The organism is Duganella levis (genome assembly GCF_009857605.1).
Classification (GTDB): domain Bacteria; phylum Pseudomonadota; class Gammaproteobacteria; order Burkholderiales; family Burkholderiaceae_D; genus Rugamonas; species Rugamonas levis.
On record NZ_WWCT01000001.1, the window covers coordinates 1 to 21401 of the forward strand.

Annotated in this window: 24 protein-coding genes; 9 read left to right on the forward strand and 15 right to left on the reverse strand. The window is 65.5% G+C overall.

Features of this window, described 5'->3' with window-relative positions; genetic code table 11:
- From GTP69_RS00005 to GTP69_RS00065, 13 genes are all read right to left on the reverse strand, one after another.
- The coding region (locus GTP69_RS00005; protein WP_161052952.1) for a hypothetical protein at window positions 1–462 on the reverse strand (462 nt) is incomplete at its 3' end.
- 12 nt (window positions 463–474) lie between these two features.
- Window positions 475–2253 (reverse strand): type IV secretory system conjugative DNA transfer family protein, encoded by a 1779-nt coding sequence (locus GTP69_RS00010; RefSeq protein WP_161052953.1) that lies wholly within the window; start codon window positions 2251–2253, stop codon window positions 475–477.
- Complete coding sequence (locus tag GTP69_RS00015) at window positions 2250–2576, reverse strand: hypothetical protein (protein WP_161052954.1); 327 nt, start codon at window positions 2574–2576, stop codon at window positions 2250–2252. The genes GTP69_RS00010 and GTP69_RS00015 overlap by 4 nt, the downstream gene beginning before the upstream one ends.
- Window positions 2573–3694 carry a P-type DNA transfer ATPase VirB11 gene (gene virB11, locus GTP69_RS00020; RefSeq protein ID WP_161052955.1) on the reverse strand — a complete coding sequence of 374 codons (1122 nt, stop codon included), beginning with the start codon at window positions 3692–3694 and terminating at the stop codon, window positions 2573–2575. The genes GTP69_RS00015 and virB11 overlap by 4 nt, the downstream gene beginning before the upstream one ends.
- Window positions 3675–5003: a TrbI/VirB10 family protein gene (locus GTP69_RS00025; protein ID WP_161052956.1), complete on the reverse strand. Its 1329-nt coding sequence runs from the start codon at window positions 5001–5003 to the stop codon at window positions 3675–3677. The genes virB11 and GTP69_RS00025 overlap by 20 nt, the downstream gene beginning before the upstream one ends.
- A gap of 8 nt (window positions 5004–5011) precedes the next feature.
- The gene (locus GTP69_RS00030; protein ID WP_161052957.1) at window positions 5012–5902 is read right to left on the reverse strand and encodes a TrbG/VirB9 family P-type conjugative transfer protein; all 891 of its coding nucleotides are present in this window, start codon (window positions 5900–5902) and stop codon (window positions 5012–5014) included.
- Window position 5903: 1 nt separating this feature from the next.
- Window positions 5904–6599 (reverse strand): VirB8 family type IV secretion system protein, encoded by a 696-nt coding sequence (locus tag GTP69_RS00035; protein WP_161052958.1) that lies wholly within the window; start codon window positions 6597–6599, stop codon window positions 5904–5906.
- 85 nt (window positions 6600–6684) lie between these two features.
- The gene (gene virB5, locus GTP69_RS00040) at window positions 6685–7389 is read right to left on the reverse strand and encodes a P-type DNA transfer protein VirB5 (protein ID WP_161052959.1); all 705 of its coding nucleotides are present in this window, start codon (window positions 7387–7389) and stop codon (window positions 6685–6687) included.
- The gene (locus GTP69_RS00045) at window positions 7386–8405 is read right to left on the reverse strand and encodes a TrbL/VirB6 family protein (protein WP_161052960.1); all 1020 of its coding nucleotides are present in this window, start codon (window positions 8403–8405) and stop codon (window positions 7386–7388) included. Before GTP69_RS00045 ends, virB5 begins: the two co-directional genes overlap by 4 nt.
- A 19-nt stretch (window positions 8406–8424) precedes the next feature.
- Window positions 8425–8649 (reverse strand): hypothetical protein, encoded by a 225-nt coding sequence (locus GTP69_RS00050; RefSeq protein WP_161052961.1) that lies wholly within the window; start codon window positions 8647–8649, stop codon window positions 8425–8427.
- Window positions 8646–11123 carry a VirB4 family type IV secretion/conjugal transfer ATPase gene (locus GTP69_RS00055; protein ID WP_161052962.1) on the reverse strand — a complete coding sequence of 826 codons (2478 nt, stop codon included), beginning with the start codon at window positions 11121–11123 and terminating at the stop codon, window positions 8646–8648. Before GTP69_RS00055 ends, GTP69_RS00050 begins: the two co-directional genes overlap by 4 nt.
- Window position 11124: 1 nt before the next feature.
- Window positions 11125–11451 carry a VirB3 family type IV secretion system protein gene (locus GTP69_RS00060; RefSeq protein WP_161052963.1) on the reverse strand — a complete coding sequence of 109 codons (327 nt, stop codon included), beginning with the start codon at window positions 11449–11451 and terminating at the stop codon, window positions 11125–11127.
- Window positions 11452–11467: 16 nt separating this feature from the next.
- The gene (locus GTP69_RS00065; protein ID WP_161052964.1) at window positions 11468–11758 is read right to left on the reverse strand and encodes a hypothetical protein; all 291 of its coding nucleotides are present in this window, start codon (window positions 11756–11758) and stop codon (window positions 11468–11470) included.
- Window positions 11759–12061: 303 nt separating this feature from the next.
- Between GTP69_RS00065 and GTP69_RS00070 the strand changes: the two genes are divergently transcribed.
- Together GTP69_RS00070 and GTP69_RS00075 are read left to right on the forward strand one after the other, a co-directional pair.
- On the forward strand, window positions 12062–12931 hold the full coding sequence (locus tag GTP69_RS00070; protein ID WP_161052965.1) for a ParA family protein: 870 nt from the start codon (window positions 12062–12064) through the stop codon (window positions 12929–12931).
- 1 nt (window position 12932) lies between these two features.
- Window positions 12933–13922 carry a ParB/RepB/Spo0J family partition protein gene (locus tag GTP69_RS00075; protein ID WP_161052966.1) on the forward strand — a complete coding sequence of 330 codons (990 nt, stop codon included), beginning with the start codon at window positions 12933–12935 and terminating at the stop codon, window positions 13920–13922.
- Between the two features lie 26 nt (window positions 13923–13948).
- Here GTP69_RS00075 and GTP69_RS00080 read toward each other — a convergent pair whose 3' ends face one another.
- Window positions 13949–14710 (reverse strand): SOS response-associated peptidase family protein, encoded by a 762-nt coding sequence (locus tag GTP69_RS00080; protein WP_161052967.1) that lies wholly within the window; start codon window positions 14708–14710, stop codon window positions 13949–13951.
- 189 nt (window positions 14711–14899) lie between these two features.
- Between GTP69_RS00080 and GTP69_RS00085 the strand changes: the two genes are divergently transcribed.
- The 3 genes from GTP69_RS00085 (at window position 14900) to GTP69_RS00095 (ending at window position 15797) form a co-directional block, all read left to right on the forward strand.
- Complete coding sequence (locus GTP69_RS00085; protein ID WP_161052968.1) at window positions 14900–15184, forward strand: hypothetical protein; 285 nt, start codon at window positions 14900–14902, stop codon at window positions 15182–15184.
- 77 nt (window positions 15185–15261) lie between these two features.
- Window positions 15262–15438: a DUF3606 domain-containing protein gene (locus GTP69_RS00090; RefSeq protein WP_161052969.1), complete on the forward strand. Its 177-nt coding sequence runs from the start codon at window positions 15262–15264 to the stop codon at window positions 15436–15438.
- A gap of 20 nt (window positions 15439–15458) precedes the next feature.
- Window positions 15459–15797 (forward strand): hypothetical protein, encoded by a 339-nt coding sequence (locus GTP69_RS00095; RefSeq protein ID WP_161052970.1) that lies wholly within the window; start codon window positions 15459–15461, stop codon window positions 15795–15797.
- A gap of 19 nt (window positions 15798–15816) precedes the next feature.
- Here GTP69_RS00095 and GTP69_RS00100 read toward each other — a convergent pair whose 3' ends face one another.
- Window positions 15817–16104, reverse strand: a complete 288-nt coding sequence (locus GTP69_RS00100) for an H-NS histone family protein (protein ID WP_161052971.1) — start codon at window positions 16102–16104, stop codon at window positions 15817–15819.
- A 784-nt stretch (window positions 16105–16888) separates the two neighbouring features.
- Between GTP69_RS00100 and GTP69_RS00105 the strand changes: the two genes are divergently transcribed.
- The 4 genes from GTP69_RS00105 (at window position 16889) to GTP69_RS00120 (ending at window position 21388) form a co-directional block, all read left to right on the forward strand.
- Window positions 16889–17332 carry an antirestriction protein gene (locus GTP69_RS00105; RefSeq protein WP_161052972.1) on the forward strand — a complete coding sequence of 148 codons (444 nt, stop codon included), beginning with the start codon at window positions 16889–16891 and terminating at the stop codon, window positions 17330–17332.
- A 60-nt stretch (window positions 17333–17392) separates the two neighbouring features.
- Window positions 17393–19384 (forward strand): ParB/RepB/Spo0J family partition protein, encoded by a 1992-nt coding sequence (locus GTP69_RS00110; protein WP_161052973.1) that lies wholly within the window; start codon window positions 17393–17395, stop codon window positions 19382–19384.
- 517 nt (window positions 19385–19901) lie between these two features.
- Entirely contained in the window at window positions 19902–20432 is a 531-nt protein-coding gene (locus GTP69_RS00115) for a hypothetical protein (protein ID WP_161052974.1), read from the forward strand.
- Complete coding sequence (locus tag GTP69_RS00120) at window positions 20429–21388, forward strand: relaxase/mobilization nuclease domain-containing protein (RefSeq protein WP_161052975.1); 960 nt, start codon at window positions 20429–20431, stop codon at window positions 21386–21388. The genes GTP69_RS00115 and GTP69_RS00120 overlap by 4 nt, the downstream gene beginning before the upstream one ends.
- Window positions 21389–21401 lie beyond the last annotated feature (13 nt).

Sequence of the window (21401 nt, forward strand, 5' to 3'; positions counted from 1 at the left end):
GGTGCGGCCGCGGACCGCGATGCGGGTCGCCTGCGCGGCGCCGTTGCGCAGCAGGGCAGCGATTCCGGCGCTCGGGGCGAAGCCGGCCTGTCCCAGCGCCTGCGGAAAGCGCAGCACGGTGCGATCAGGACGTACCTCGATCTCGACGCCGTCGACGACGGTGAGCGCGGACTGTGGCGGCGTGTTGCGGTTCGCGCCGACGACTGGCTGCTGCAAGGCCGCCAGTTGCCGGCGCAAGGCTTCGACTTGCTGTTCCAGCTGCAAGATGCGCTGTTGCGTCGGCGTGACGGGCGGGGCGGGCAGTACTTGTCGCTGCTGGGACTGGTAGCGCTCTATCGCCTCAATGTTGTTGACCGAGGTGCGGCTGGCGCCGTCCGGCGTGCGCGGTCCGGGCGGGCTGCTGCAGCCATGCAGCAGGGGTAGCAGTGCCAACAGGCAGGTTGGCGGGTGAAGGTGTCGCATGGGGCCTCCAGGTCATGGGTCGAGGGCGGACAGGTCGATGCCGGCGTAGCCGTTGCCCGCTTGGGCGGCGGTTGCACCAGGCGCGGATGCTGCCGCTTGCCGGGCAGCGTTTGCCGTGTTGACGGCTGCGTTTTCGGCTTCGGCAGCCTCGGCGGCGCTGTCGTCGCCGCTGGTATCGAACAGTGGCAACTGGGCGAAGAAGGCCGCGACGATGGCGTTGGCTTCTTCCGGCGTCGGGGCCTCGGCGTCCTTGAAGACGGGCAGCACGGGGCGTGCGGGCATGGCGGGCGGCGGTGGCTGGTGGATCGTGCTGGCCGGCGGACGCGATACCAGCGGGGCGCGCGGCACCTCGACGCTCAGTTCGCGCAGCACGAAGGCGGCGTGCTTGATCTGCGCTTCGGTGGGGTAGACCTTGCACCAGGGGGCCGCGCCCAGCATGTGTGCAGCGCGCCGCCAGCCGTGCCGGTCGAGCGCGGCAAGCGCCGGGCTGACCGATTTGAGGCGGTCGATGAAGCGGTGGTCTTCGTAGTAGCGCGCCTTGTCGCACAGGATCGGGCGGCAGTAGCGTGGCAGCACGATCTGCTGGTGACGCTGCATGGTGCGCAGTTCCTGCGGCAGCATCAGGGCCCGCGCATGTTCAGCGCGGTTTTCCGCATGCGACGACCCGCCCGCCGTGCTGCTGTTACTGGTGCTGACGGCGGTCTGGCCCAGATAGCCGAGGATCTTGCTGAGTTCCTCCGCCTCGGCCTGGTCGGCGGGCGGGTAGGCGATGTGGATGGTGTGGTCGGCCAGCAGGGTGCGGGCGTCCGCCTCGCCGTACAGCCCCACCGCCTGCGCCACGCTCTGCAGGTTGGACATCAGGCGCAGGCCGTAGCCGCGGATGTAGAAGTTTGATCTGGCAAGGATGCCGAGCTTGCCGATCGCCGCCAGTTCGTCCAGGGCCAGCAGGCATTCGAACTTCAGGGTCAGGTCGTTTTCCGGCAATTGCCGGGTATTCAGGTCGATCAGCTGCGAGAAGAACAGGTTGGCCAGGATGCCGGCGTCGCTGAGGCGGTGTGGCGGGATGCTGAGGTAGATCGACATGCGGCGCCGGCGCACCTGGCCCAGGTCGAAGTCCGAGTGGCTGGTGGCGGCGTCGACGATCGGGTTGGCGAAGATCAGCAGCGGCGCATTAAAGGTGGAAATGATGTTGCCGACGGATTCGGCCGAGGCCGACTGGAAGCGGTTGAAGGCGTCGATGCATTCGGGACTCAGTGGCCGGCTGCTGGTGCGGCGCGAGCCCAGGATATCTTCCAGGTGCTGTTTGACCGGCTTGCCGCCACCGGATGACTGGCGGAACACTTCGCCCAGGGTGCAGGGCAGCTCCGGCGTCTCCATCAGGTACAGCACCAGGCCGAGGAACAGGTTGCGGGCGTTGTCGTTCCAGTACTTGTCCTTGGGATGGCAGTCGCTGGGGTAGAAGGACTGGGCGATCGCCAGGATGTCGCCGACCCGGAACAGCGAATCGCGGGCGATGGCGTCGAGCATGTTCCAGCGATGGGTGCGGCCATCCTCGGCAAACGGCGCCCACAGGTAGACTTGCTGGCCGCGGCGCTGGCGGAACAGCGAGGTGTAGCGGAAGTTTTCGCCTTTCAGGTCGAAATTGACCACCGAGTCGGGATAGTTGAGCAGGTTGGGCAGGACCATGCCGACCCCCTTGTCGCCGCCGGTGGGGGAGGCCACCAGCACGAACTGCTGGTCCTTCGCGGTCAGGTAGCGGCCCCGGTAGCGGCCGACGATGATCTCGCTCATAGCAACCCCGCATCGCGGATTTCGCGCTCGGTGGCCCAGCGGGCGTCGCCGTATAGCGGGCGCTGCTTGCCGGCCAGGGCGAACACGATCGCTGCGGCCATCAGCAGCGGCGGCACGGCCGCCGCCGCAATCAGGCGCCACCGTTGCGCGCGGTCGGCACCATACGCCTGCCAGTACAGATACCAGGTGCCGCTGTCGATGTGGCGCGGCAGCGCTTTGTTGAGCAGGAAATACAGATAGCCGGCCAGGTAGGCCCATGCGGCCAGGGCCGCCAGCGCCGCGGCGCCGACTGCGACGATCAGCAAGGCGGTGCGCAGGCTCATGGCAGGCCTCCGGCGTGCACCAGGCTGGCGGCGCCGAAGCGGTGCTGCAGCTTGGCGACCGGATCGTAGCTGACTTCGGCGACGTAGCGTTCCTTGCGCAGCGGCGCGCCGTCGTCCGCATACACGCGGTCGACCTTGATGTGGACGATGATGTCGATGGTCAGCGCCACCAGCCGGCGCAGGGCGTCGGCGTCGTAGATGGCCGCCTGGGCGTGCTCCTTGCACATCAGGACGTAGCGCTCGATGGCCAGCGCGCAGGACTCGGCGTGGTAGCTGGTCAGCGAGCCGCTGTGGCCCGTCGTCAGCAGCTTGAGGAAGTCGAACGCTTCACTGCCGCGCAGTTCGGCCAGCAGCACGCGGTCCGGTTTCATGCGCATATTGCAGGCGATCAGGTCGGCCGGGGTGACCGCCGCCATGCCGCTGGCGGGGCGGCTGTACAGCATGTGGACCCGGTTCGGATGATTCGGCAGGAACACTTCGCGCACGTCCTCGATGGTGACCAGCCGTTCCTCGTCAGGGATGTACTGGCAGGCCGCCTTCATCAGCGACGTCTTGCCGGACCCGGTATCGCCGACAAAGGCGATGTTCAATTTGTGGCGTACCGCCGTGATCAGGAAGTCGCCCAGTGAACCGGTTTCCAGGCTGTCGATCAGCATCAGCTGGGCCGGAGCCAAGTCCTTGCGCCGCGCTGCCAGCTGCGGCGGACGGGCCCACAGGTAGCGGCTGAAGAATCCCTCGGCCTGGTAGGCGGCGAAGCTGCGCACGGCACTGTCCGGAATGCGGATGGTCATGGCCACGGTCTGGTCCTCGACTGCCGGCGGCACGGCGATCTGGATCCGCTGCAGGCCGGGCAACTGGGCGCCCAGCAGGGGCGTCTGGCTGTCGACCCGTTGGTTGGCGTAGGAGGCGATGGCGGTGGCCATGCTCCAGCAGCGCTCCAGCGTCAGGCCGGGCGCTGCATGCCGGGTCCAGTGGGGGCCGGCCTCGACGAACACTTCGCCGGGGCGGTTGATGGCGATTTCGGTCACGCCCGGGATGTCGAGGAAGCCGGCCAGCGGCCGGAACAGCTCGCGTACCGAGGTGTCGAGCGGCAGCGCTTCATTTGGTGTGCAGGGCATATACGCTCCCGAAGTCGAGGTCGCGCACGACGGTGATGCTGGCGCGGTCCCCCTGGTGTTTGTAGATGGTCGGCTTGATGTTGATCGTGCTTTCCAGAATGCGCTCGGCCAGGCGGCTGCCTGCCTGCGTGGTGTTGGGGAAAACGTTGACACCGCCGCCGTTGTTGCGGTCGGCGCCGGCGCGCGCGGTCTGGTAGCCGATCGCATCCTGTACCGACGACAGCAACACAGCGGCACCGATGCGGTCAGCCCAGCGGTTGTCGACATAGCCCTCGACGCCCGAAGTGCCAAGCGCATCGGATGCAGGCGAGTTGATGTTGATGATGACGCCCTTGGTGGTTCTCAGCCGCTCCCAGCTGATGAACAGGCGACGCTGCCCTTGCGCTGAAAAGGCAATGTAGTCGCCGGTGGCGATCGAGCCGGGCTCTGCCAAGGCGACCACGCCGGTCTCGCCATATACGTAGGAAGACACAACGCACACCGCCATACCGGAGACGTCGCTGATCACGCGTAGCGACAGGTTGCAGTCGATCGTGCGCCCTTGCGGCAACGTCATGTGGCGGTCGCCGATGCGCTGCGCCTGCACCGCCGTGGTTGCGGAGGCCCGCAGCATGGCCTTCAGGGGACCGTGCGCACTCGGCACGTCGTCGCTGTTCACGCCCGGAGATGCGTCTGCCAACGCTGGTGCGGTGGGCTGGCCTGGCGCGGACTGCGCTGCTGCAGCCTGTCCGCTGTCGCTGGTGGCGGCGGTGCGCTGCGGCAGCATGATATCGCCGTCGTCGCGTTTGGCGGGAGCACGGGTGGCCGGCGTCACTGCGGGCTGCTGCATGGCGGCACCTGCCTGCAACGGCGGCTGCGGGGCTGGCATCGGCAGCGGTGGTATCAGGATCTGGCCGTCATGGCACACCCGCACCGGCAGACCGGTCGGGGTCAGGATCAGGGTGCCGTCGCGGGCCTTCATCGGTTCGCTTGGCAGCTTGTCGGCGCACTTCTGCAGGTCTGGCGTCTGGTCCGCAGCAGGCGGCGCGCTGGCCGGGGGCGGCGCGGTGACAGGAAAGGTACGCCGTCCGGGCTGGTGGTCGGCTGTGGCGCTCTGCCGCTGCGCTTCGCCTGGCGACGCGCTCTTGGCATGCAGGTAGGCCTTTATGCGCTGTACTGATAAGGCGATCGCCGCACCCAGCACCGTAACGATCAGCGCCGCCGCCACGACCCGCAGCCAGGTGTGGCGCGCGGCGCCGCCATAGTCGTTGACGGAGACGATGCGCTCGGCCGTGGTTTGCGCGTCGGCTGTCGGGTTTGTCGTTTCCATGGCCTACCTCAGCGCATTATCCTGATCAGTCCCTCGACCGTCGTGCCGTCGGTGGGCGGCACGCCGTAGGCGTCGAAGCCCTCGTTCCAGATGCCGACCACCGCGTCGCCCAGGCGCAGGACGAAGCGGCGCCCCATGCGCTCGACCACCACCATGGCGGGGTCGAGCGGGTCGATATGAAAGTTGACCCGTCCCTCTTCGCCGGCGCTGGAGACGAAGTAGATGGTCGGCATCTCGCGGTTGGCCGGGAATTGGAAATAGGTGAAGCGGCCATCATCGAACGCCAGCGATGGCACGATATCTTCGCCGCCAGGCAGCACCTGCATCGTGTAGCGCCAGTTGCGCGGGCTGGGCCGTGCCGCGTCCGCCAGTTCGGACGGAGTGGGTGCAGGTCGCGCGGCCGGCGAGGTCGTCGATGGCGCTGGCGCGTCGCTGTAGCGGAATATGACCCGGTACATCGGTTGCGCAGCGGCGTGTCGCGGCTTGCCGTCCCCCTTGTGCTGCTTGGTGGAATCGGGCACGACCTCAAAGCGGAAGCTGTAATCCCGTTTGTCGGTGCGCAGTTCGAGGTTGTTGGCGGTGGCACGTTCTTTGGGGCGGATCAGGACCTGGTTGCCGCCGGCGTCGGCCCGCATGCACCATTCGTGTTCCGGTTTGGCGCAGTCGGCGCCCAGGCCGGTCGCCGCGCCGTCAGGCAGGATGTGCTCCTGTGCTGCCAGCACGATGCGGGTGGCGGCCCCGCGCTGTACTTTGATGATCGCGACGTCGTCGGCTTTGTAGTCGAGGTAAAGCACGCGCGCATCGCCACCGGCCGGCACCGGTAGCTGGGCGGCAGCAGCGGGGCGCAGGAGCAGACCAGGCAGCAGGCAAAGCAGCAAGCGGAAGATGGACAGGAGCATGTCATTCTCCACTCTGGCCGGTCGCCGACCTGTCGTCCTTGACGGCGACTGGCGTCAATTCGTTGGCGATCCGGTAGACCGACACCTTGAAGCCCAGGGGATTGCGGATAAGCGATAGCTCCTTGCCGAACATCCGTGGCCGGTAGCTGTAGGCCATGGTGGCGATAGTGTACTGGACCGGCTCGACCAGATTGGTGTCGAGGTGGCGCAAGGTGCGACTGAAACGGACGGTCGCCTGTTGGCCGACAGCGTTCGACGCCAGCTGGATGCTGACGATTTTGATCTGGATTTCGGTATGCTCACCGAGCTGCTTGTCGCGCGCGGCCGGCCCCTCGTAAGCGTGCATGAAATCGCGGCCGACATCGGCCTCGCTCAGTTCCAGTACCGTGTCGTAGTCTTCCTGCAACAGCCGGTAGAAGTAAGATTCGCGGGCCACGATGTATTGCTGAACCCAGTGTTTATCGAGCACTTCCTGATAGCCTTTGATGGTGCGGTCGTCAATGACGCCGATGAATTCGACATTGCCTTGGACGCGGTCAAGCGCGAGCAGATAGGGCACATCCCGGCGGTAGGGCGCCAGGACCGCCAGTGAGACGACCGCCGTCAGCGCAATGCTGGAGGCGACCGCCGCCACCCACCAGGCGCGGCGTTCGGACCGTCGCAGCTGATGGTCAATCAGGACTTCCCAGGCGGGCATCTGGCGCCCGGAGGGCGCGCGATTGGGCGTGACTGGTTGGACACTTGAAGGGACGGCCGACATGGCGGGCTCCGTACAGGCGGTGCTATTTCATCGGGACGAAATGGAAGGTTTCGCTGCCGTTCGTCTTCAGCGTCAGGCTGTGCAGGACTTTTTCGCGCACGGCCTGCTCGGCGCTGCGGTCTGCGGCTTCCGCCAGGCCGCGCATCAATGCCAGGCGGTTGGCGTCGTTGCCGACCTGGGTGGTTTCCACCTGCAAGCGCGCCTGCAGTTCGGCGATCGACTTGGGATCGCTGGTCGCGTTAATGTGCTGTTGCAGCGCCTGGATCTGCGTGCTGCGCGCGGTCGTGAGTGCGAGCGCCTGTTGCAGCAGCGCCTGCTGCTGGGCGCCGTTGTTCAGCAGGCGCTGGCAAGTGATCAGCGCGTCACCGCTGCGGTTTTCACAGTTGTAGAGTTTGCTCTGGAGCCTGATGGCTTGCGCCACGACCGATAGCCCCGACCAGCCCTGGCTCTGCAGCGCCTTATAGATTTCGGGGAGCTCGGAGGGGACGGTGGCTTGCAGCAAGGGATTGTTGGCGAGTCCGCCCAGCCCGCGCGAGCCGGTTGCCGCAGTCAATTGTTGCTTCAACTGGTTTTGCTGCTCGATCATTTGCTTGTACTGCTTTTCCCATGCCTGCACCTGCTTGATTGCCTGTCCAAGGTTGGCACCGTCGATGACGGCGAACTGGGCATGTGACGCACCATGCGCGCAGAGAATGACGGCTGCGATGATCAATGGACGTAGTTTCATGCTGCTCTCCTTGATTGTTGTTGGCGAAGATTGGCCAAGGCCAGGTTCTGGTAGATCGGCCGCGATCTGCTCATGGCATTGCCGTTGGCCGGCGACGGCCCACTCGGCCCGCCTCTGTTGATACGATTCGGTGTCGTGGGCGGTGGCTTGTGCGACGGAGGCCTTTGTCGCGTCCAGAGCAGCATGTGCATGATCGCGCGGCCGACGCCCGCAATGGAGGCGCCGCCGAAGAGCGCGCTGGCAAGCTGCGGGTGGAACAGGACGACGATGGTCAGGGCGATACAATTGATCAGCAGGGCACCGACCGCGCGGATGACGTTGATGCTGTCGGTCTCGGTGAGCATGTGGGCGGCGAACTGGCTGGCGAAGGAAGTCAGCATCACGGCCGTTACCGTCACCAGCACCTTCAGGAAGATGAAGTTCAAGGCCTGGCCGAGCCAGTTTTCCGCATATTTTTGGGTGGGCGTCCACGCCGCGCACAAGAGGAATGCGGGGCCGACTGCCATGACGATGGCGACCGATACTTTGGCCAGCACATAAAAACCTATGGATATCGAAAAAATTGCCGAGTCGGCGAGCGATACGATCGCGGCTGCGAACAGCAGTCCGACGTGCGGGAGAATCCCCGTCGTGGCCTGACTCCATAAACTGTCACCCAACGCCGCGAAAGGCTCCTCCATTTTGTCCAGTAGCGCAGCGAAGCTGGTTTCACCCGAGACAGCGAAAATGAACGTGGCGCCTACGTCGTTCAGACCGTCGACGACAAAGGTTTGATAGATTCCTGCGGTGAGGGAGATCATCAGGATGAAGCTCGTCCGGCCCAGGCGCCAGAAGGTTTCCTTGATCGGCGCACTATGCTGGCCTCGCGCGACAGACAGACCCATGAAGACAAACGTGATTGTCATGGCGGCTACGGCGATCGGAGTCAATACGACGCAGATGGTGGCGCTCTTTTCTGAGACAAAATTGTTCAGCATAAGATCGACTGCAGCGTCTAGCTTTTGTGCGGTTTCCATATTGGTCAAGCGGTTAAGTTTATTTAGGTTGATCTTGTTTGATTGGGTTAGCCGCAGATGAATCAGGATTCGGTTTCGGTGCTGGGTGGGCGGCGCTAGCTGCGTTACTTGGACGTGGAGGTTTGAAGACGAAAGATTCCATTCCGTTTTTTTTACTGTCCAAATTCCCTTTTTTCTCGCTATTGCAAGCGCCCACCGAAACTGCTGCGAGGAGCAGTGGGATGACAAGGTCTTTGCGTCTCATGAACTGTGCTCCTTATGTGCGAGTTTCTGGCGCCGCTGGCGGATTCGTTGTTGAAGGACTGGCTCCCACGCCTCTGGCGCATCGCCAACTTTGGCGCGGATCTCGTCCAGCAGCAGCACGTTGTCCAGTGAGCCCGAAAAGATGTTCAGGATGTCCGGCATGTCGCTGAGGTCGTACTTGAGGATGGCCGACTGGTGGTTTTGCTTGACCAGCAGCAGCCTGCTGTTTTCGTTCATGTTGCGAATAAGGTTGAATTCCTGTTCGCTGAGCTTGAAGCCCAGCACATAGTCGTCGTGATCGGCCGCCGGGTTGGGCAGGAAGATCTTGGTCACGCACTGCTCGACGATGGTCTTGCTGATGCGGTGCAGCAGGGTATCGGCCGGGGATTGCGTGATGAACACGCCGAGGCCATTCAGTTTGCGGATGGTTTTTTGCCGGTTGTAGACCGAATCGGCGAACTGGTCGTTTTCCAGGTATTTCCAGAATTCTTCCATGTAGTACACGAAGGGATTGCCGTCGATCATATCGGTGCTCATGTGCAGCAGCAGGTCGACGATGGGCGAACAGAGTTGTGCGTCATCGAGGATCTCGGTGCAGTCGTAACCGTAGATGCTCACGCCTTGCAGATCCAGCGCGTGCGTGTGGCGCGGGTTATCGAAGGCCCAGCCGAGCGGACCTTGGGCAGTCCATTTGTGCAGCCGGTCGCGCAGGCTGCGTCCTCCCTGGCGTACGGTGAGGTTTTGCCACACGGTCGACAGGCGGCGCAGTTCGAATGGGATGGCGTCACTCATCACGGTGCGCACGGCGTGGCTGCTTTCGCTTTCCTCCTGGGTTGCGTCGCCGGGCTGGGCCGGTCCTGCCAGCAGCCGCAGCCACTGTTCGGCATAGGCGATGTTGCGTTCGGTCAGCGGTAGCTGGAACGGATTCAGGCCGGTCGGTTCACCGCGCTTGAAGCCGGTGTAGTGGCCATCCAGGCGGCGAATGCAGATCTCGGCGCCACGCTCCTTGTCGAAAAACATGGCGTGGTAGCCAGCATATTTCTGGGCCAGGGTCATCAGGCCGTTCACCAGCGCGGTCTTACCGACACCGGTGGGGCCGATCACGATGGTGTTGCCTGGGCGTTTGTCGTCGGTGGAGTCCTGGTCCACCGGCGAGGCATGGTGGTTGAGGAAGTAGGGCTGTCCGCTGGGCGTGTCCATCAGCGCCAGCGCGGGTCCCCAGGGGTTGCCGTCGCGTTTGCCTTGCGCGAAGTTATGCAGCGGCGCCAGGTTGGTGAAGTTCTTGCTGGTGATCGCGGCTTCACGCGGCCGCATGCGCCAGTTGCCGGGCAGTTGCGCGAACCACGCGCATTCGGGGATGGCATCGACAATCGCCATCTTGAAGCCCGGTCCGTCCTGTAGTGCGGTGCGTGCGTGCGCCATGTGGCGCGCCGTTTGCGCCGGCGTGTCGCCAAACACTGCCAGCGAATAATGGTATTCACCCATCTGGATATCGCCGCTGTTGACTTCGCCCATGGCGGCGTCGATCTCTTCGATCTCGCGCGTCGATGGATCCTGCGCCGCATACAGGTGGCCCCGTTGCCGGTCCAGGACGTGCAGGGCATCGCGCTTGCCCAGCATCGAGAAGCTCTGGGTTTCGATGTATTCGTAGTCGCTGTACAGGATGGCATTGTTCATCCCCGGCTGGGAAGTGCTGGGGTAGTCCTGGAAGTCCAGCAGGCCGGCGAAACGGCGCTGTTCGGGATGCCAGATCTCCAGCATGCCGTTGCTGTCGCCGAAATGCAGGCGCGACACCGGCAGGTAGTCGGCCAGCCGGGTGTCATGGCAGGCGACTTCTTCCCACACGCCGTTCAGCAGGAAGCCGTAGAATGCGGCCTGCTCGGAATAGGCATGCCCGGCGTGCCGGTACTCGCCCAGCCGTTCCGGTCCGTAGCTGCGCAGGCTGTTTTCCAGCCGTTGGCCCATCTCGTCGATCGCTGCAAGATTGCTTTGCTGTGCCGCCAGAAGCTCGGCGAGGCTGGCGCCCGCCAGGCGCTTGCGCAAGCCTGCCCTAGGCCAGTTCAGCGGCCGGTACAGCAACGACAGGTAGAGCTCGGTCACCATCTGGCGCGGGCCAGGCGCCGTCCGGTTGCTGGTCAGGCTGGCGTGGTAGCGTTGCGTGAAGTGGCGCGCGAACGCCTGTTCCGGTATGCCGCCCGGGACGAGGTTGACCGCGCGCCTGACCTTGTGCGCCCAGATGGCACAGCGGCCGCCGCCCATCGCGTTCCAGAAGTTGTGCAGGGTGCGTTTGCGGTCGGCGATGAAGGCGGGATCGGCGGTTTCAAACGCGATGCCGGCGATGCGCCAGGTGGCCAGCAAGTCGCCGTTGTGGCGCAGCCGGATCACCTCGGGACTGATCCAGCCGCCGAAGGGGACGTGGTCGGCGATCGCCGCTTCGGCGTGGGCGCGGCGGCGCAGTGCGGTCAGGGCGCGCATGTCAGTTCCGGCGTTGGTAGTTGTGGGGGCTGTAGGAGTAGGCTCCCCAGCGCAGTCTGGACGACCAGTGAAGCAGGCGCATGCGGATGCGCAGCCATATCTGGCGCAGACGCTGGTCGTCTTGCTTGGTGAGGGCGCGCATCTCCAGCACCAGCGGCACGTAGACCAGGGCCGCGAGCAGCAGGGCGTAGGGCGTGAGCAGATAGGCCAGCCAGACCCCTGCCAAGGCACAAGCTAGCGTGATTGTTACCATCGGCATCAGCGGGATGCCGAGCAGCATCGCCGGCCGGGTGCAGCCGCGGAAGAAAGGGTCCTCGAAGTCGTCCATGGCGCGCGCTCAGTGCTTAATTGACGAATTGCGCTGCGTACACGCCTGCGCCTGCGGAAATACCCGCTCCGACAAGGAGGTGCCATACGTCAATTACTCGTTTATGCCTCGCGCCAATTTCAATGCCGGCGATGACAAAAAAGGTTGTGAACACGACGACACAGGCCGCGATCAACAGGTTCAGGCCAAATTGCAAGTTCTCCGTGATTTTTGTCTGTTGGACCTGCGCCGAGGCCGATATGCAGGCGCTGTACAACACGGCGAAGATGCTGGCGGACAGGCGGCGCGAAGCCGGTAGCTTGTTCATGGTGTCTCCCCTGGGGATCAAAGCCGTGGCGCAATGGCCTTGCGGACTCATGTTCTTGTTGGAAATAAACGTTAATTTATGGATAACTTAATGAGTAGGCTAAACCAACGACAGGGGCGCTTCAAGCCGGCCGCAACGGGCGTTTGATCTGGCGCTAATGTGCTGCGTGTCCCGCTGTTTTGTTGCGTATTGATTGATCCCGCACAGCACGTGTTTTTTCGCTGCTGGGTTGGCCCTGGTGAACGGATGGGGCTTGATCTGCCGCATGCCGGCGCACTGCGGGCGGCGTACAACAGCAGCTAGATGGCACATTTACGCGGAGTGGCGATGAAAACCGTGGCGGTGGCGACCCAGAAGGGCGGGGTGGGCAAAACCTTTGTGTCTTGCCAGCTCGGCTTTCGCTTGTCTGGCCTGGGGGCACCGACGCTGCTCTTGGAGCTGGACCAGCAATTGAACGCCAGCGACAGCATGGCGCGTGGCGGCCTGGTGGCGTGCGCGCCGTTCACCATGCTGGATGTGTTCGAGGGGCGCGCCGGTCAGCTGCCGCCCGGCCAGCTGGTGATGGTGCCGGGCCATCCGGACCTGGCGGCCTTGGAGCGCCAGCCGGAGCGCCACAATGCCTTCGTCAATGCGCTGCAGCACTTTCTGGCCACGGTGGCCGGACGGTTCAGGGTGTGCGTGATGGACACCAATCCCAGTCCCGATGTGCGCTACGCGGCGGCGCTGGCGACCGCCGACTTCCTGCTGGCGCCGGTGCAACTGAATCAGGAGGCGATCGACGGCATCGCGACGCTGCTGCATCACCGGCGCTACGGCTATCACAAGGTCCGCCAGGTCTTGAATCCCAGGCTGGAACTGATCGGGATTTTGCCGAACCTGGTGGAGGGCACGCCGTTCCAGCGCGCCAATCTGCAGCAGCTGGTGCTGCACCATCCGGGCTTGCTGATCCCGGTGCCGCGCGGCGACGTCATGGGGTACGCCTATATTCCGACCCGGACCGCGGTGGCGGAAGCGCAGGCGGCCGGCGTGCCGCTGTGGCAGTTGCGTCAGCGTCCTGCTGGCGCGCAGCCGGTGGGCGGCGGCACGCCGGTGCGGAGCGCGGCGCGCGATGCCTGGCGCGAAATCAAGCCGTCGTTCGACGCCATTGCCGCGCGCCTGCTGCGCGAGGACTGAGATGGCGCTCGACCTGTCCCGTCTGGATCAAGGCCCGGTGCTGTCGCGGTCGCGGGCGGTGCCGCCGGCGGCGCCGGTGGCCGACTTTGAAGAAGATCCGGGCCAGCCGCGCAGCGAATTCGACGACGACGCGGCGTTTGCCGCGCTGGTCGCCGATATCCGGCAGCGCGGCGTGCTGCAGCCGCTGGTGGTGCGGCGCATGGATAGCGGGCGGCTGCGGATACGCTTTGGCGCGCGCCGCTACCGGGCCGCGTTGCGCGCCGGCCTGGCGGTCATCCCGTACGTCGAGACCGAGGATGAGCGCCAGTTCGACGATTATGCGCAGGTGGCGGAGAATGCCCACCGTCAGCCGCTGCAGCCGCTCGAACTGGGCTGCTTCATCGTCCGCAAGCTGGCGGCGGGCGAGACGCGTCGTGGCGTGGCCGCACGGCTGGACATGGATCCCAGTGCGGTGACCCATTTGCTGGCACTGGCAGTGGCGCCGCCGCCGTTGTTGCTCGAGCTGTACCATAGCCGGCGCTGCCGTGCGCCGTATTATCTCTACCTGTTGCGCAAGCTGATGCGGCGTGATGCAGCGTTGGTGGAGCGGCGTCTGGAGGCGGTGCCGCACGTCGACCTGGCGACGATCGAGGCGATGACGGAAGAACTACGGCGCAAGACTGCGCTGTCGCGCGCTGGTGGACCGGTCTCTCCTTCTGACGCAGGCTCCGCGGCGTTGCCGGCCGCAGCGCGCAGCGCGCGCCGGCGCGCCGGGCGCCGGCCGGCGGTGGGGAATGGCGGTGCGGTGCGACTGTTCGGATACCTGGATGGCAGGGTGTTGGAATTGATGCTGATGGCGCCGCCGGCGGCGGGCCAGGCATGGGTGCGCTACGCAGACGAGCATGCGCCCCAACTGGTCCTGCTGGCGGACATTCGCCTGACCGTGATCACGGCGGCAGGCGATGCCGGCGAGGCGCCGGCCGCCAATGCATCCGGCATGCTGCCGCCCTGAATGCCCCGCACAGGTGCCGACCGGGGTCAGAACAGGTTCAACTGGACGTCCGGCGTCGGCCCGGCGGCGACTTCCTTGGGCGCCTGGCGGCTGGCAGGAAGCTTGGGTGCCGGCTCGGCTTGCAAGAGATCGGCCGGGTAGAGTTGCAGCAGCGCGCGCGCAAACTCGGGGTTGGTGGACCCCAGCCAGTCGTCGTAGTCCTGCGGCCGCAGGATGGCGACGCCGCGTTTTTCCTTGTCGCTATGGAAGCGCCGTAGCAGCGGGTGGTGGTCGGCGTTCAGCGTGAAATGGGTGAAGCTGTAGGCGGTGGCGCCGTCCGCTTCCTCCCAGCTGCGCCACATGCCGGGCAGGCCAAACGGTTCGCCGCTGGCCAGCCCGATGCGCCAGCGCTCGTGCACGCCGGTTTCCCAGTTCGGTTCGAACACTGCCTGGGCGGGAACGATGCACAGCTGCTGCTGTTGCCAGAAGCGCTTGTAGTTGAGCCGGCTGCCGACGTCCTCGGCGCGCGCATTCATGGTATCCAGCGGGATGCGCTTGCGCTGGACCTCGCGACCGGCTGCCAACTGCTGCTGCTCGGCCGCGGTCAGCGCGCGGAACGGCCGGTGCCGCTGCGGCACGAAGGCATAGCTGCCGACCATGCCCTTGCGGCGACCGTGGTCGTCGTGGACGATGAACGGCGCCAGGTGGTCGCGGTAGATCTCCTCGCGCCAGTCGTCGCTGGCTTCGATCGGGGTGCGGAACCAGTCGAAGGCGATCTGCCGGCTGACGGTGAGGTAGTTGACGCACATGCTTGCTCCTGGCGGGATCGTGAGCCGCTAGTGTAGCGCGATCGCGGCGCGGGGGCGACCTGTTCGCGCCGGTGCGGGGCGGGTCGCATACGGTGTTTCCGGGAATTAGACGCACCGTGTGCGCGCTAACATTGTCGCGGGGCGGGCCGCGCCAGAATTGGGGATGTGCATCAGCGCGGGCGATGAATCATGACATTCATAAACGAGCACTGTCGGCGAAACTTGCGGGCGATCGGCGCGCTGGTCGTGGACGAGGATGGGGCGGAGGTCTTGCTAGGCTGCACCGTTGCCGAGTCGGCGTTCTTGTTCGACTACGCGGTGCGGGCGGCTGCGCAACGTACGCCGGCCGACACGCTGGTGTACAGCCAATTGCTCGAACTGCATCTTTCGGCGCGGTTGGCGCGGCTCAGACACACCTGCGGCGCCTGGCGGCTTGCCTTGCCCGAGGCGGGGCCGTCGAGGTCTTGTCCGTAGGCTGGCCTCGGTGAAGAAGCGAACTGTACGATGATGGGCGTGGCGTTATGGTGGGGTTTTCGCAGAAGGAGCGCATCATGCCGGATGACCTGAACAAACGCGGCCCGCTGGATCGTGTCCGTATCAACGTGCACGAGGAACATGAACTGCGCTACTGGACCCGGGAACTGAACGTGACAGCGGACGAATTGTCACGGGCGGTTGCCGCTGTCGGCGTCATGGCCGAGGACGTGCGCAAATATTTGCGCGCATAGGTGGGGCTGACGGCCGATTCATGGCGAACGCGGCAGTGGCATACCCGCACACCCCCGATGGGCGCTATTTCGTCGTCAATGGGCGGTTGTGGCGGCTCAGCAATCCAGCGCTGCCGGCCGCGGTGAGGACGCGGCTGGTGGGCGACCTGATGGCGGCACGGCGCGCCGTGGGCGTGGCCAGGCGCGCTGGCGATGTCGAAGCCGAACAGCAGGCCAGGGCGGCTGTCGACCGGGTCAAGACGGCGCTCGGCGAGCGCGGGCCGGTGTGGTGGCATGACGGCGCACCGGATGACAACCGGCGCATGGCGGCCAATACACGCTACGCGGCGTGGTACGCGGCGCTGCCCCTGGATCGGTGATCGCGGCGGGCGCTTCTTACTATTTGCTGCGATAGCCCTGCGGGTCTTTGCCGGCGATCCATGCTGGCGGACGGCCCTTGCCGTTCCACGTGCGGCCGCTGTCCGGATCGCGGTACTTGGCGTCGGAGCGTACCGTCGATGTTGCGCGTTTGCCTGCGGGTGGCGCCAGGTCGGCCAGTGTCAGGCCATGCGCATTCATCAGCGCGTGGATGCGGTCCTTGGCGGCGGCGATTTCGCGGGTGCGTGCGGCTTCGGCCTGCTGCCGCAGCGTCTGGATCTGGGCTTGTAGTTCGGCATAGCTGGCCATGCGGACTCCTTGTGGGGTGAGGCTGGCAATGTAGCACGGCGCGCGGTGATCGTGCTTGCGATTGATCCGGGCGAGGCCCTGCGGGCCTGTCCTCCTTGCGGGTCGCTGCGCTCCGTCCCTGCGGGACCGGGCCTGCGGCCCGCCTCCAGTCCTCCGCTCGCAACCCCCATTTCTTTGCTACTTCATTTTGGTTGCTTATTTGCAAGCGCTACGGCAGGTTGGCCGGAAGAAGCTGACGCCCCTTCCGGTGGGTGCACACCAGGGCGGCATGCCGCGCTGCGCGCGACATACCGCAACGGCCACTGCAGTGATGCGGGAGAGGCTGCGCCACTCCCGGAGGCTAACACCATGGCGGCGTGCCGCGCTGCGCGTGACACACCGCAACGGCCACTGCGCAAATGCGGGAGAGGCTGACGCCACTCCCGGATGGCAGACACCATGCCGGCGTACCGCGCTGCGCGCGCCACACCGCACCCCCTGAACCCCAACCACCTGAAGTGAGGGCGTGACGCTTTCAAAGGCCACGCCAGCGATACAGCCGCTGGCATGGCCTTTGAGCCGCCGCTTGCGCTATGAAGCCGGCCGCGTCCCGCCCTGGGGCGCCTGCGGCGCTGCTCAACCCCGTGCACCTGCCACAGGCCGCGCTTTGCGCCAATCCCCCCACAAGTCCCCCAGGTTGGGCGAGGGGGACTTGTGGGGGGATCAGCCACGCAAAGCGCAAAACCTGTCTGCAGGATGAAGTGCGTGTCCACCTCGATGTCAACTTTCACTCAAGGAGAACAGCATGGATCACGATCAACAAGTCATGGCAGTACCGGAGGCGGAAAGCGGCCTCATCACCGCGCGGCTGGTGCCCTGCGAAGAGCGGTTGAGTTTCCTGCCGCAGCGTTTCGGCCCGCACTTCCTGCTGGCCGAGAACACCATCTACGACACGATGCGCCGACTGTGCTCCGGCAATAACGGCGGCTGGTGGGCGTTCTATCTGCTGTCGAACGGTGGCGTATTCATGGCACCGACCGATGCACTGGCTTACCACGTGGAATGCGAGGACAAGGGCTACGCGGGCTGGATGGAGGCGAAGCTGCTTGGCATGGGCGTGACGGCCATGGCGCTCAACCGGCTTTCCTTTATGCGCGGCGGGGCGCGCTATGCGGACCTGTTCTACAGACTGCGCGAGTTCATCAGCCAGCAACCGCAGGCGCGGCAGCTGGTCGCGCTGCTGGACTGAACGGGTAGGCGGCTGGCGCGGGTGCGCCAGCCGCCATCGATATCGACTAAGGAGAACATCATGCATGAATCGGAACAAACAAGCGCCGCTGACCAATCCGGCGACAGCGACCCGACGAGCGCCATGGCGCAGGCCCTGCAGCAGGCATCGCAGCGCATACTGGCGCACGCGACCATGGGGACGGCATCGCATGGGCAGCTGGTGCCGAGCGCGGCGAACGCGCGCAAGCAAGCCCGCGACCTGAGCGAACTGAAGGGGCTGGTGCGCGCCATGGGCGTGCTGCACAATCTGGTGTGCTACGCGCAGCAGCGGGACGGCGTGCCGACCGGCTTGCTGGAAATCGCGGCCGGCAAGGGCCGCTGGCAGGTGGTGGGCGAACTGATCGCCGAGGGCGACCTGCCCGAGGACTACCAGTTGCCCTATTTGCTGGTGGGCGAGGACGAGGCGGTATTGGTCAGTCTGGCCGAGAACCTTGGCCGGACGGCGATGCATGCCGCCGACATTTTCGACGGCATGCGGGGCTTGGCGGCGCAGGGGCGCAGCGTGGCCGATATCGCGCTGGTGTTCAGCGTCAGCGAGCTGACGGTGCGCCAACGGCTGAAACTGGCCAATGTGGCGCCGCGCCTGTTCGACCTGTACCGGGCTGACAGCGCCAGCTACGAACAGATGGCGGCGCTGGCGGTCAGTGACGACCATGCGGCGCAACTGGCGGCATGGGACAGCCTGAGCGCGTGGGAGCGGCAACCGCAGCGGCTGCGCCGCCTGCTGACCCAGCACTGCGTGGCGCTGGGGCAGGACCGGGTGGCGCGTTACGTCGGACTCAAGGCCTACCAGCAAGCCGGCGGGCTGGTGACGCGCGACCTGTTCAGCACGCAGGAACAGGGCTACATCGAGGACGTCGCGCTGCTGGACCGGCTGGCGCAGGCGCGGCTGGACCGGGTCGCGGCGCGGCTGCACAAGGAGGGCTGGCGCTGGATCGACGTGCGCTGCCGGATTGATGCCAGTGCGTTAGCGGGCTATGGCCGGGTGCGCACGGAAACGCTGCCGCCGACACCAGAACAGGCGGCGCGGCTGGCGCAACTGGAACTGCGCGTTGCTCAGCTGCGCGACGCGCTCGACCACGCCGAAGCGTCTGGCGCGGATGAGGGCGGGGCGGCCGTGCGCGAGCTGGCCGCCGTCGAACTGGAACAGGGGCAGCTGCGGGCCACACTGCAACAGCCCGACCGTGCAGATCGTGCCTTGGCCGGAGCCCTGGTGACCATCGACGACAAGGGCAAGGCCTGCGTGCTGCGCGGCCTGATCCGCCCGCAGGACCGGCCGCAGATGGCGGCGGGGTTGGAAGGTGGTGTCAAAGCAAAGGAACGGGTGCGCGGTCCGCACAGCGCGCGCTTGACCGCCACGTTGACCGCGCAGCGTACGCTGGCGTTACGGGCCGAATTGGTGCGCCAGCCTGAGGTGGCGCTGCGGGTGCTGGCGCATCACTTGCTGCGGCAGGTGTTCTATGCGGAACGGGGCGGCAGAGCGGTACAACTGGACGTCAAACCGCCGCAGCTGCCGCCGGATGCCGAGGACGGCGTGGCGTGGGAATGCTGGCAGGCGCAGCGGACTGCGCTGGCTGCGATCCTGCCTGAAAACGGCACTAGCGCCGGCCTGATGGCGTGGCTGCGCCGCCAACCGCGCAGCGTGATCGACGACTGCATCGCCTTCTGCACCGCCAGTAGTGTGGACGGCGTTCATCAGGATGAGCGGACGCCGGCCGCAGTGGCCGATCTGGTGCAGGCGGTGGGCCTGGACATGCGCAAGTGGTGGCAGCCGACCGCGCAGGCGTATTTTGCGCACGTGCCGAAGGCGCATCTGCTAGCGGTGGTGGCGCAGGCGACGTCGCCTGCGGCGGCGGTGCCGCTGGAACGGATGAACAAGCAGGCGGCTGCGGAGGCGGCGGCGAGGGCGATGGCCGAGAGCGGCTGGTTGCCGGCGGTGCTGGGTGGGACGGGTGTGGACGGCGCAGCACAGGCGTTGGCAGAGAATGCCGAGGTCGACGCTGACGAGTGACACCTAGGCAGGCCGCGCCCGGCGATGTTGGCCGGGCGCGGCTTTTTTTTCGTCGTGCCGGAGGATAGTGTGCGGCATTGAATCGGCGTGGTGGCCTGGCGGCGACGATCAACCGACTGCTGCGGTCGCTGTCGGCGGAGCGGCAGGCGCTGACGCTGGCGTGCTCCGGGCACCATTTGGGGTGGCGCTGGCGGTTTGGGTTGCGTGGGTGCGGGCAGTGGCGGCGCAATGATGAAAGGCGCAACGGTGGCTGGCTGGGCCGGTGCAGTCGGGCGGTTGACCGCTGGGACTGGTCTGAGAGCGGAGGTGGATGGATTCGGTTGAAGCAGGCTGGAGAAGACGTCGCAGCGCCGGGGGGATTGCCGAGCTTGGCCTTCTCACGCCTGCGGCGCTTGAAAATTTCAAGGCACACCTCTTTTTAGCAGCTATTGCAGGATAGGCTGACGCCGATCAAATGTGCTCCACTGTTGGTGGCGTAGGATGAACTGAGTGGCAGTTCATCTGCATGAGGCACATCATGGCGACCCGACCAAACCGCATCAATATCGACCTTGGCCCCTACAAGGGCGCGTGGCTCGCGTACTGCAGAGAAAACGGCGTGACACCGAACCAGGCATTTCGCCAGATCGTGGCAAAGCTGATGGCGAAGGACGAGGTCGCACCGCATCGCGCACCAGCCGCAGAGCAAGGCCCAAAATCGCGGAAGATCCTGCGGCTGACGGCAGCCGAAAGCGACTACGTTTCATCGTGCGCCAAGCTGCAAGGCTTTTCCGACAACCGCTGGATTGTGGCCTTGATACGCGCGCGGATGGACGGTGCGCCACAGCTCGTCGCTGTGGAGATAGAAATGCTGGGGCGCTCGAATTTGATCTTGCTGGGCATCGCGCGCCAGCTGAATCGCCTTGCGGCGAACACCACCATGAGTACGTCCGCGCACTCAGCTGAGCTGGTGACCACGCTGCGCGCGCTGCACCACCAGTTCAATGGGCATGTACAAACAGTATCCGGCCTGCTTGCCAGCAATCTCGCCAGATGGCAGCGGGCATGAACAAGGAACATACAGACGCCCTCCTGCTGGCATGGGACCAGGCATTCAACCAGCGGCAGTCAAGGCGGGTGGCGACCCGTGGCCCGAGGCCACTGCCAGGACAAGCCGCCGGCAGCTCGGCGAGCGCGGACGCCGTCCGCCAGCGGCTGCGCGGCAATGTCCGGCGCACGCCGCAGGCCATGGTGCGTATTTCCGGTGGCGGCCGTGGCATGCGGCACATCCGCGCCCACCTGGACTACATCTCCAGGAATGGGCAGCTGGCAGTTGAAGGCCCGGACGGCGAGGTATATCTCGGACGCGAGGAAGTCCGCTGGATGGGAGACGAATGGCAGCATGGCGGCGTGCCGATCGCCGATGAAGCCAGCCGGCGCGAGGCCGTGAATATTGTCTTGTCGATGCCGGAGGGAACCGATGCCCAAGCTTTGTTACGGGCGGTACGCGATTTCGCGCACGATGAATTTGCAGATCACCAATATGCGATGGTGCTGCACCGCTACGAGGATGACCCCAGCCGTACGCCGTCACGCCATCCCCATGTGCATCTATGTGTGAAGAAGACGGCGCCAGATGGCCGCCGGCTCAATCCACGCAAGGAGGATCTGCGGCGGTGGCGCGGCCGCTTTGCCGAGCAATTGCGATACCACGGAATCGATGCAACGGCTTCGAGCCGCATTGAACGCTTCGAAGCGCAGAAAGGGCTGCCGCAAAGCGTCTACCAGCTGCGTAAGCGGGATGGCGCGCGCGGCCCGCAGACATGGGCCACCAGCCCGGTAGTCAAGGCGGCAGCGCAGTTGCGACAGCAAGCGATGTTGCAACGCTATGCCAGTGTTGCAAAGCTACTGGCCGGCGCCGAAGACGGCGAGGACCGGCAGTTGGGCGTGGGACTGGTCACCTTGTGTGAACAGGGAATCGGCAAGCCGCGCGAACGTGACCGAACCGAGCAGCGCCCTCGATGACATAAGGAGCATG

Excerpts from the sequence above, each read along its gene's own strand:
- GTP69_RS00010 (WP_161052953.1), bottom strand. The coding sequence starts at position 2,253 with ATGAGCGAGATCATCGTCGGCCGCTACCGGGGCCGCTACCTGACCGCG.
- GTP69_RS00015 (WP_161052954.1), bottom strand. The coding sequence starts at position 2,576 with ATGAGCCTGCGCACCGCCTTGCTGATCGTCGCAGTCGGCGCCGCGGCG.
- virB11 (WP_161052955.1), bottom strand. The coding sequence starts at position 3,694 with ATGCCCTGCACACCAAATGAAGCGCTGCCGCTCGACACCTCGGTACGC.
- GTP69_RS00025 (WP_161052956.1), bottom strand. The coding sequence starts at position 5,003 with ATGGAAACGACAAACCCGACAGCCGACGCGCAAACCACGGCCGAGCGC.
- GTP69_RS00030 (WP_161052957.1), bottom strand. The coding sequence starts at position 5,902 with ATGCTCCTGTCCATCTTCCGCTTGCTGCTTTGCCTGCTGCCTGGTCTG.
- GTP69_RS00035 (WP_161052958.1), bottom strand. The coding sequence starts at position 6,599 with ATGCCCGCCTGGGAAGTCCTGATTGACCATCAGCTGCGACGGTCCGAA.
- virB5 (WP_161052959.1), bottom strand. The coding sequence starts at position 7,389 with ATGAAACTACGTCCATTGATCATCGCAGCCGTCATTCTCTGCGCGCAT.
- GTP69_RS00045 (WP_161052960.1), bottom strand. The coding sequence starts at position 8,405 with ATGGAAACCGCACAAAAGCTAGACGCTGCAGTCGATCTTATGCTGAAC.
- GTP69_RS00050 (WP_161052961.1), bottom strand. The coding sequence starts at position 8,649 with ATGAGACGCAAAGACCTTGTCATCCCACTGCTCCTCGCAGCAGTTTCG.
- GTP69_RS00055 (WP_161052962.1), bottom strand. The coding sequence starts at position 11,123 with ATGCGCGCCCTGACCGCACTGCGCCGCCGCGCCCACGCCGAAGCGGCG.
- GTP69_RS00060 (WP_161052963.1), bottom strand. The coding sequence starts at position 11,451 with ATGGACGACTTCGAGGACCCTTTCTTCCGCGGCTGCACCCGGCCGGCG.
- GTP69_RS00065 (WP_161052964.1), bottom strand. The coding sequence starts at position 11,758 with ATGAACAAGCTACCGGCTTCGCGCCGCCTGTCCGCCAGCATCTTCGCC.
- GTP69_RS00070 (WP_161052965.1), top strand. The coding sequence starts at position 12,062 with ATGGCACATTTACGCGGAGTGGCGATGAAAACCGTGGCGGTGGCGACC.
- GTP69_RS00075 (WP_161052966.1), top strand. The coding sequence starts at position 12,933 with ATGGCGCTCGACCTGTCCCGTCTGGATCAAGGCCCGGTGCTGTCGCGG.
- GTP69_RS00080 (WP_161052967.1), bottom strand. The coding sequence starts at position 14,710 with ATGTGCGTCAACTACCTCACCGTCAGCCGGCAGATCGCCTTCGACTGG.
- GTP69_RS00085 (WP_161052968.1), top strand. The coding sequence starts at position 14,900 with ATGACATTCATAAACGAGCACTGTCGGCGAAACTTGCGGGCGATCGGC.
- GTP69_RS00090 (WP_161052969.1), top strand. The coding sequence starts at position 15,262 with ATGCCGGATGACCTGAACAAACGCGGCCCGCTGGATCGTGTCCGTATC.
- GTP69_RS00095 (WP_161052970.1), top strand. The coding sequence starts at position 15,459 with ATGGCGAACGCGGCAGTGGCATACCCGCACACCCCCGATGGGCGCTAT.
- GTP69_RS00100 (WP_161052971.1), bottom strand. The coding sequence starts at position 16,104 with ATGGCCAGCTATGCCGAACTACAAGCCCAGATCCAGACGCTGCGGCAG.
- GTP69_RS00105 (WP_161052972.1), top strand. The coding sequence starts at position 16,889 with ATGGATCACGATCAACAAGTCATGGCAGTACCGGAGGCGGAAAGCGGC.
- GTP69_RS00110 (WP_161052973.1), top strand. The coding sequence starts at position 17,393 with ATGCATGAATCGGAACAAACAAGCGCCGCTGACCAATCCGGCGACAGC.
- GTP69_RS00115 (WP_161052974.1), top strand. The coding sequence starts at position 19,902 with ATGGCGACCCGACCAAACCGCATCAATATCGACCTTGGCCCCTACAAG.
- GTP69_RS00120 (WP_161052975.1), top strand. The coding sequence starts at position 20,429 with ATGAACAAGGAACATACAGACGCCCTCCTGCTGGCATGGGACCAGGCA.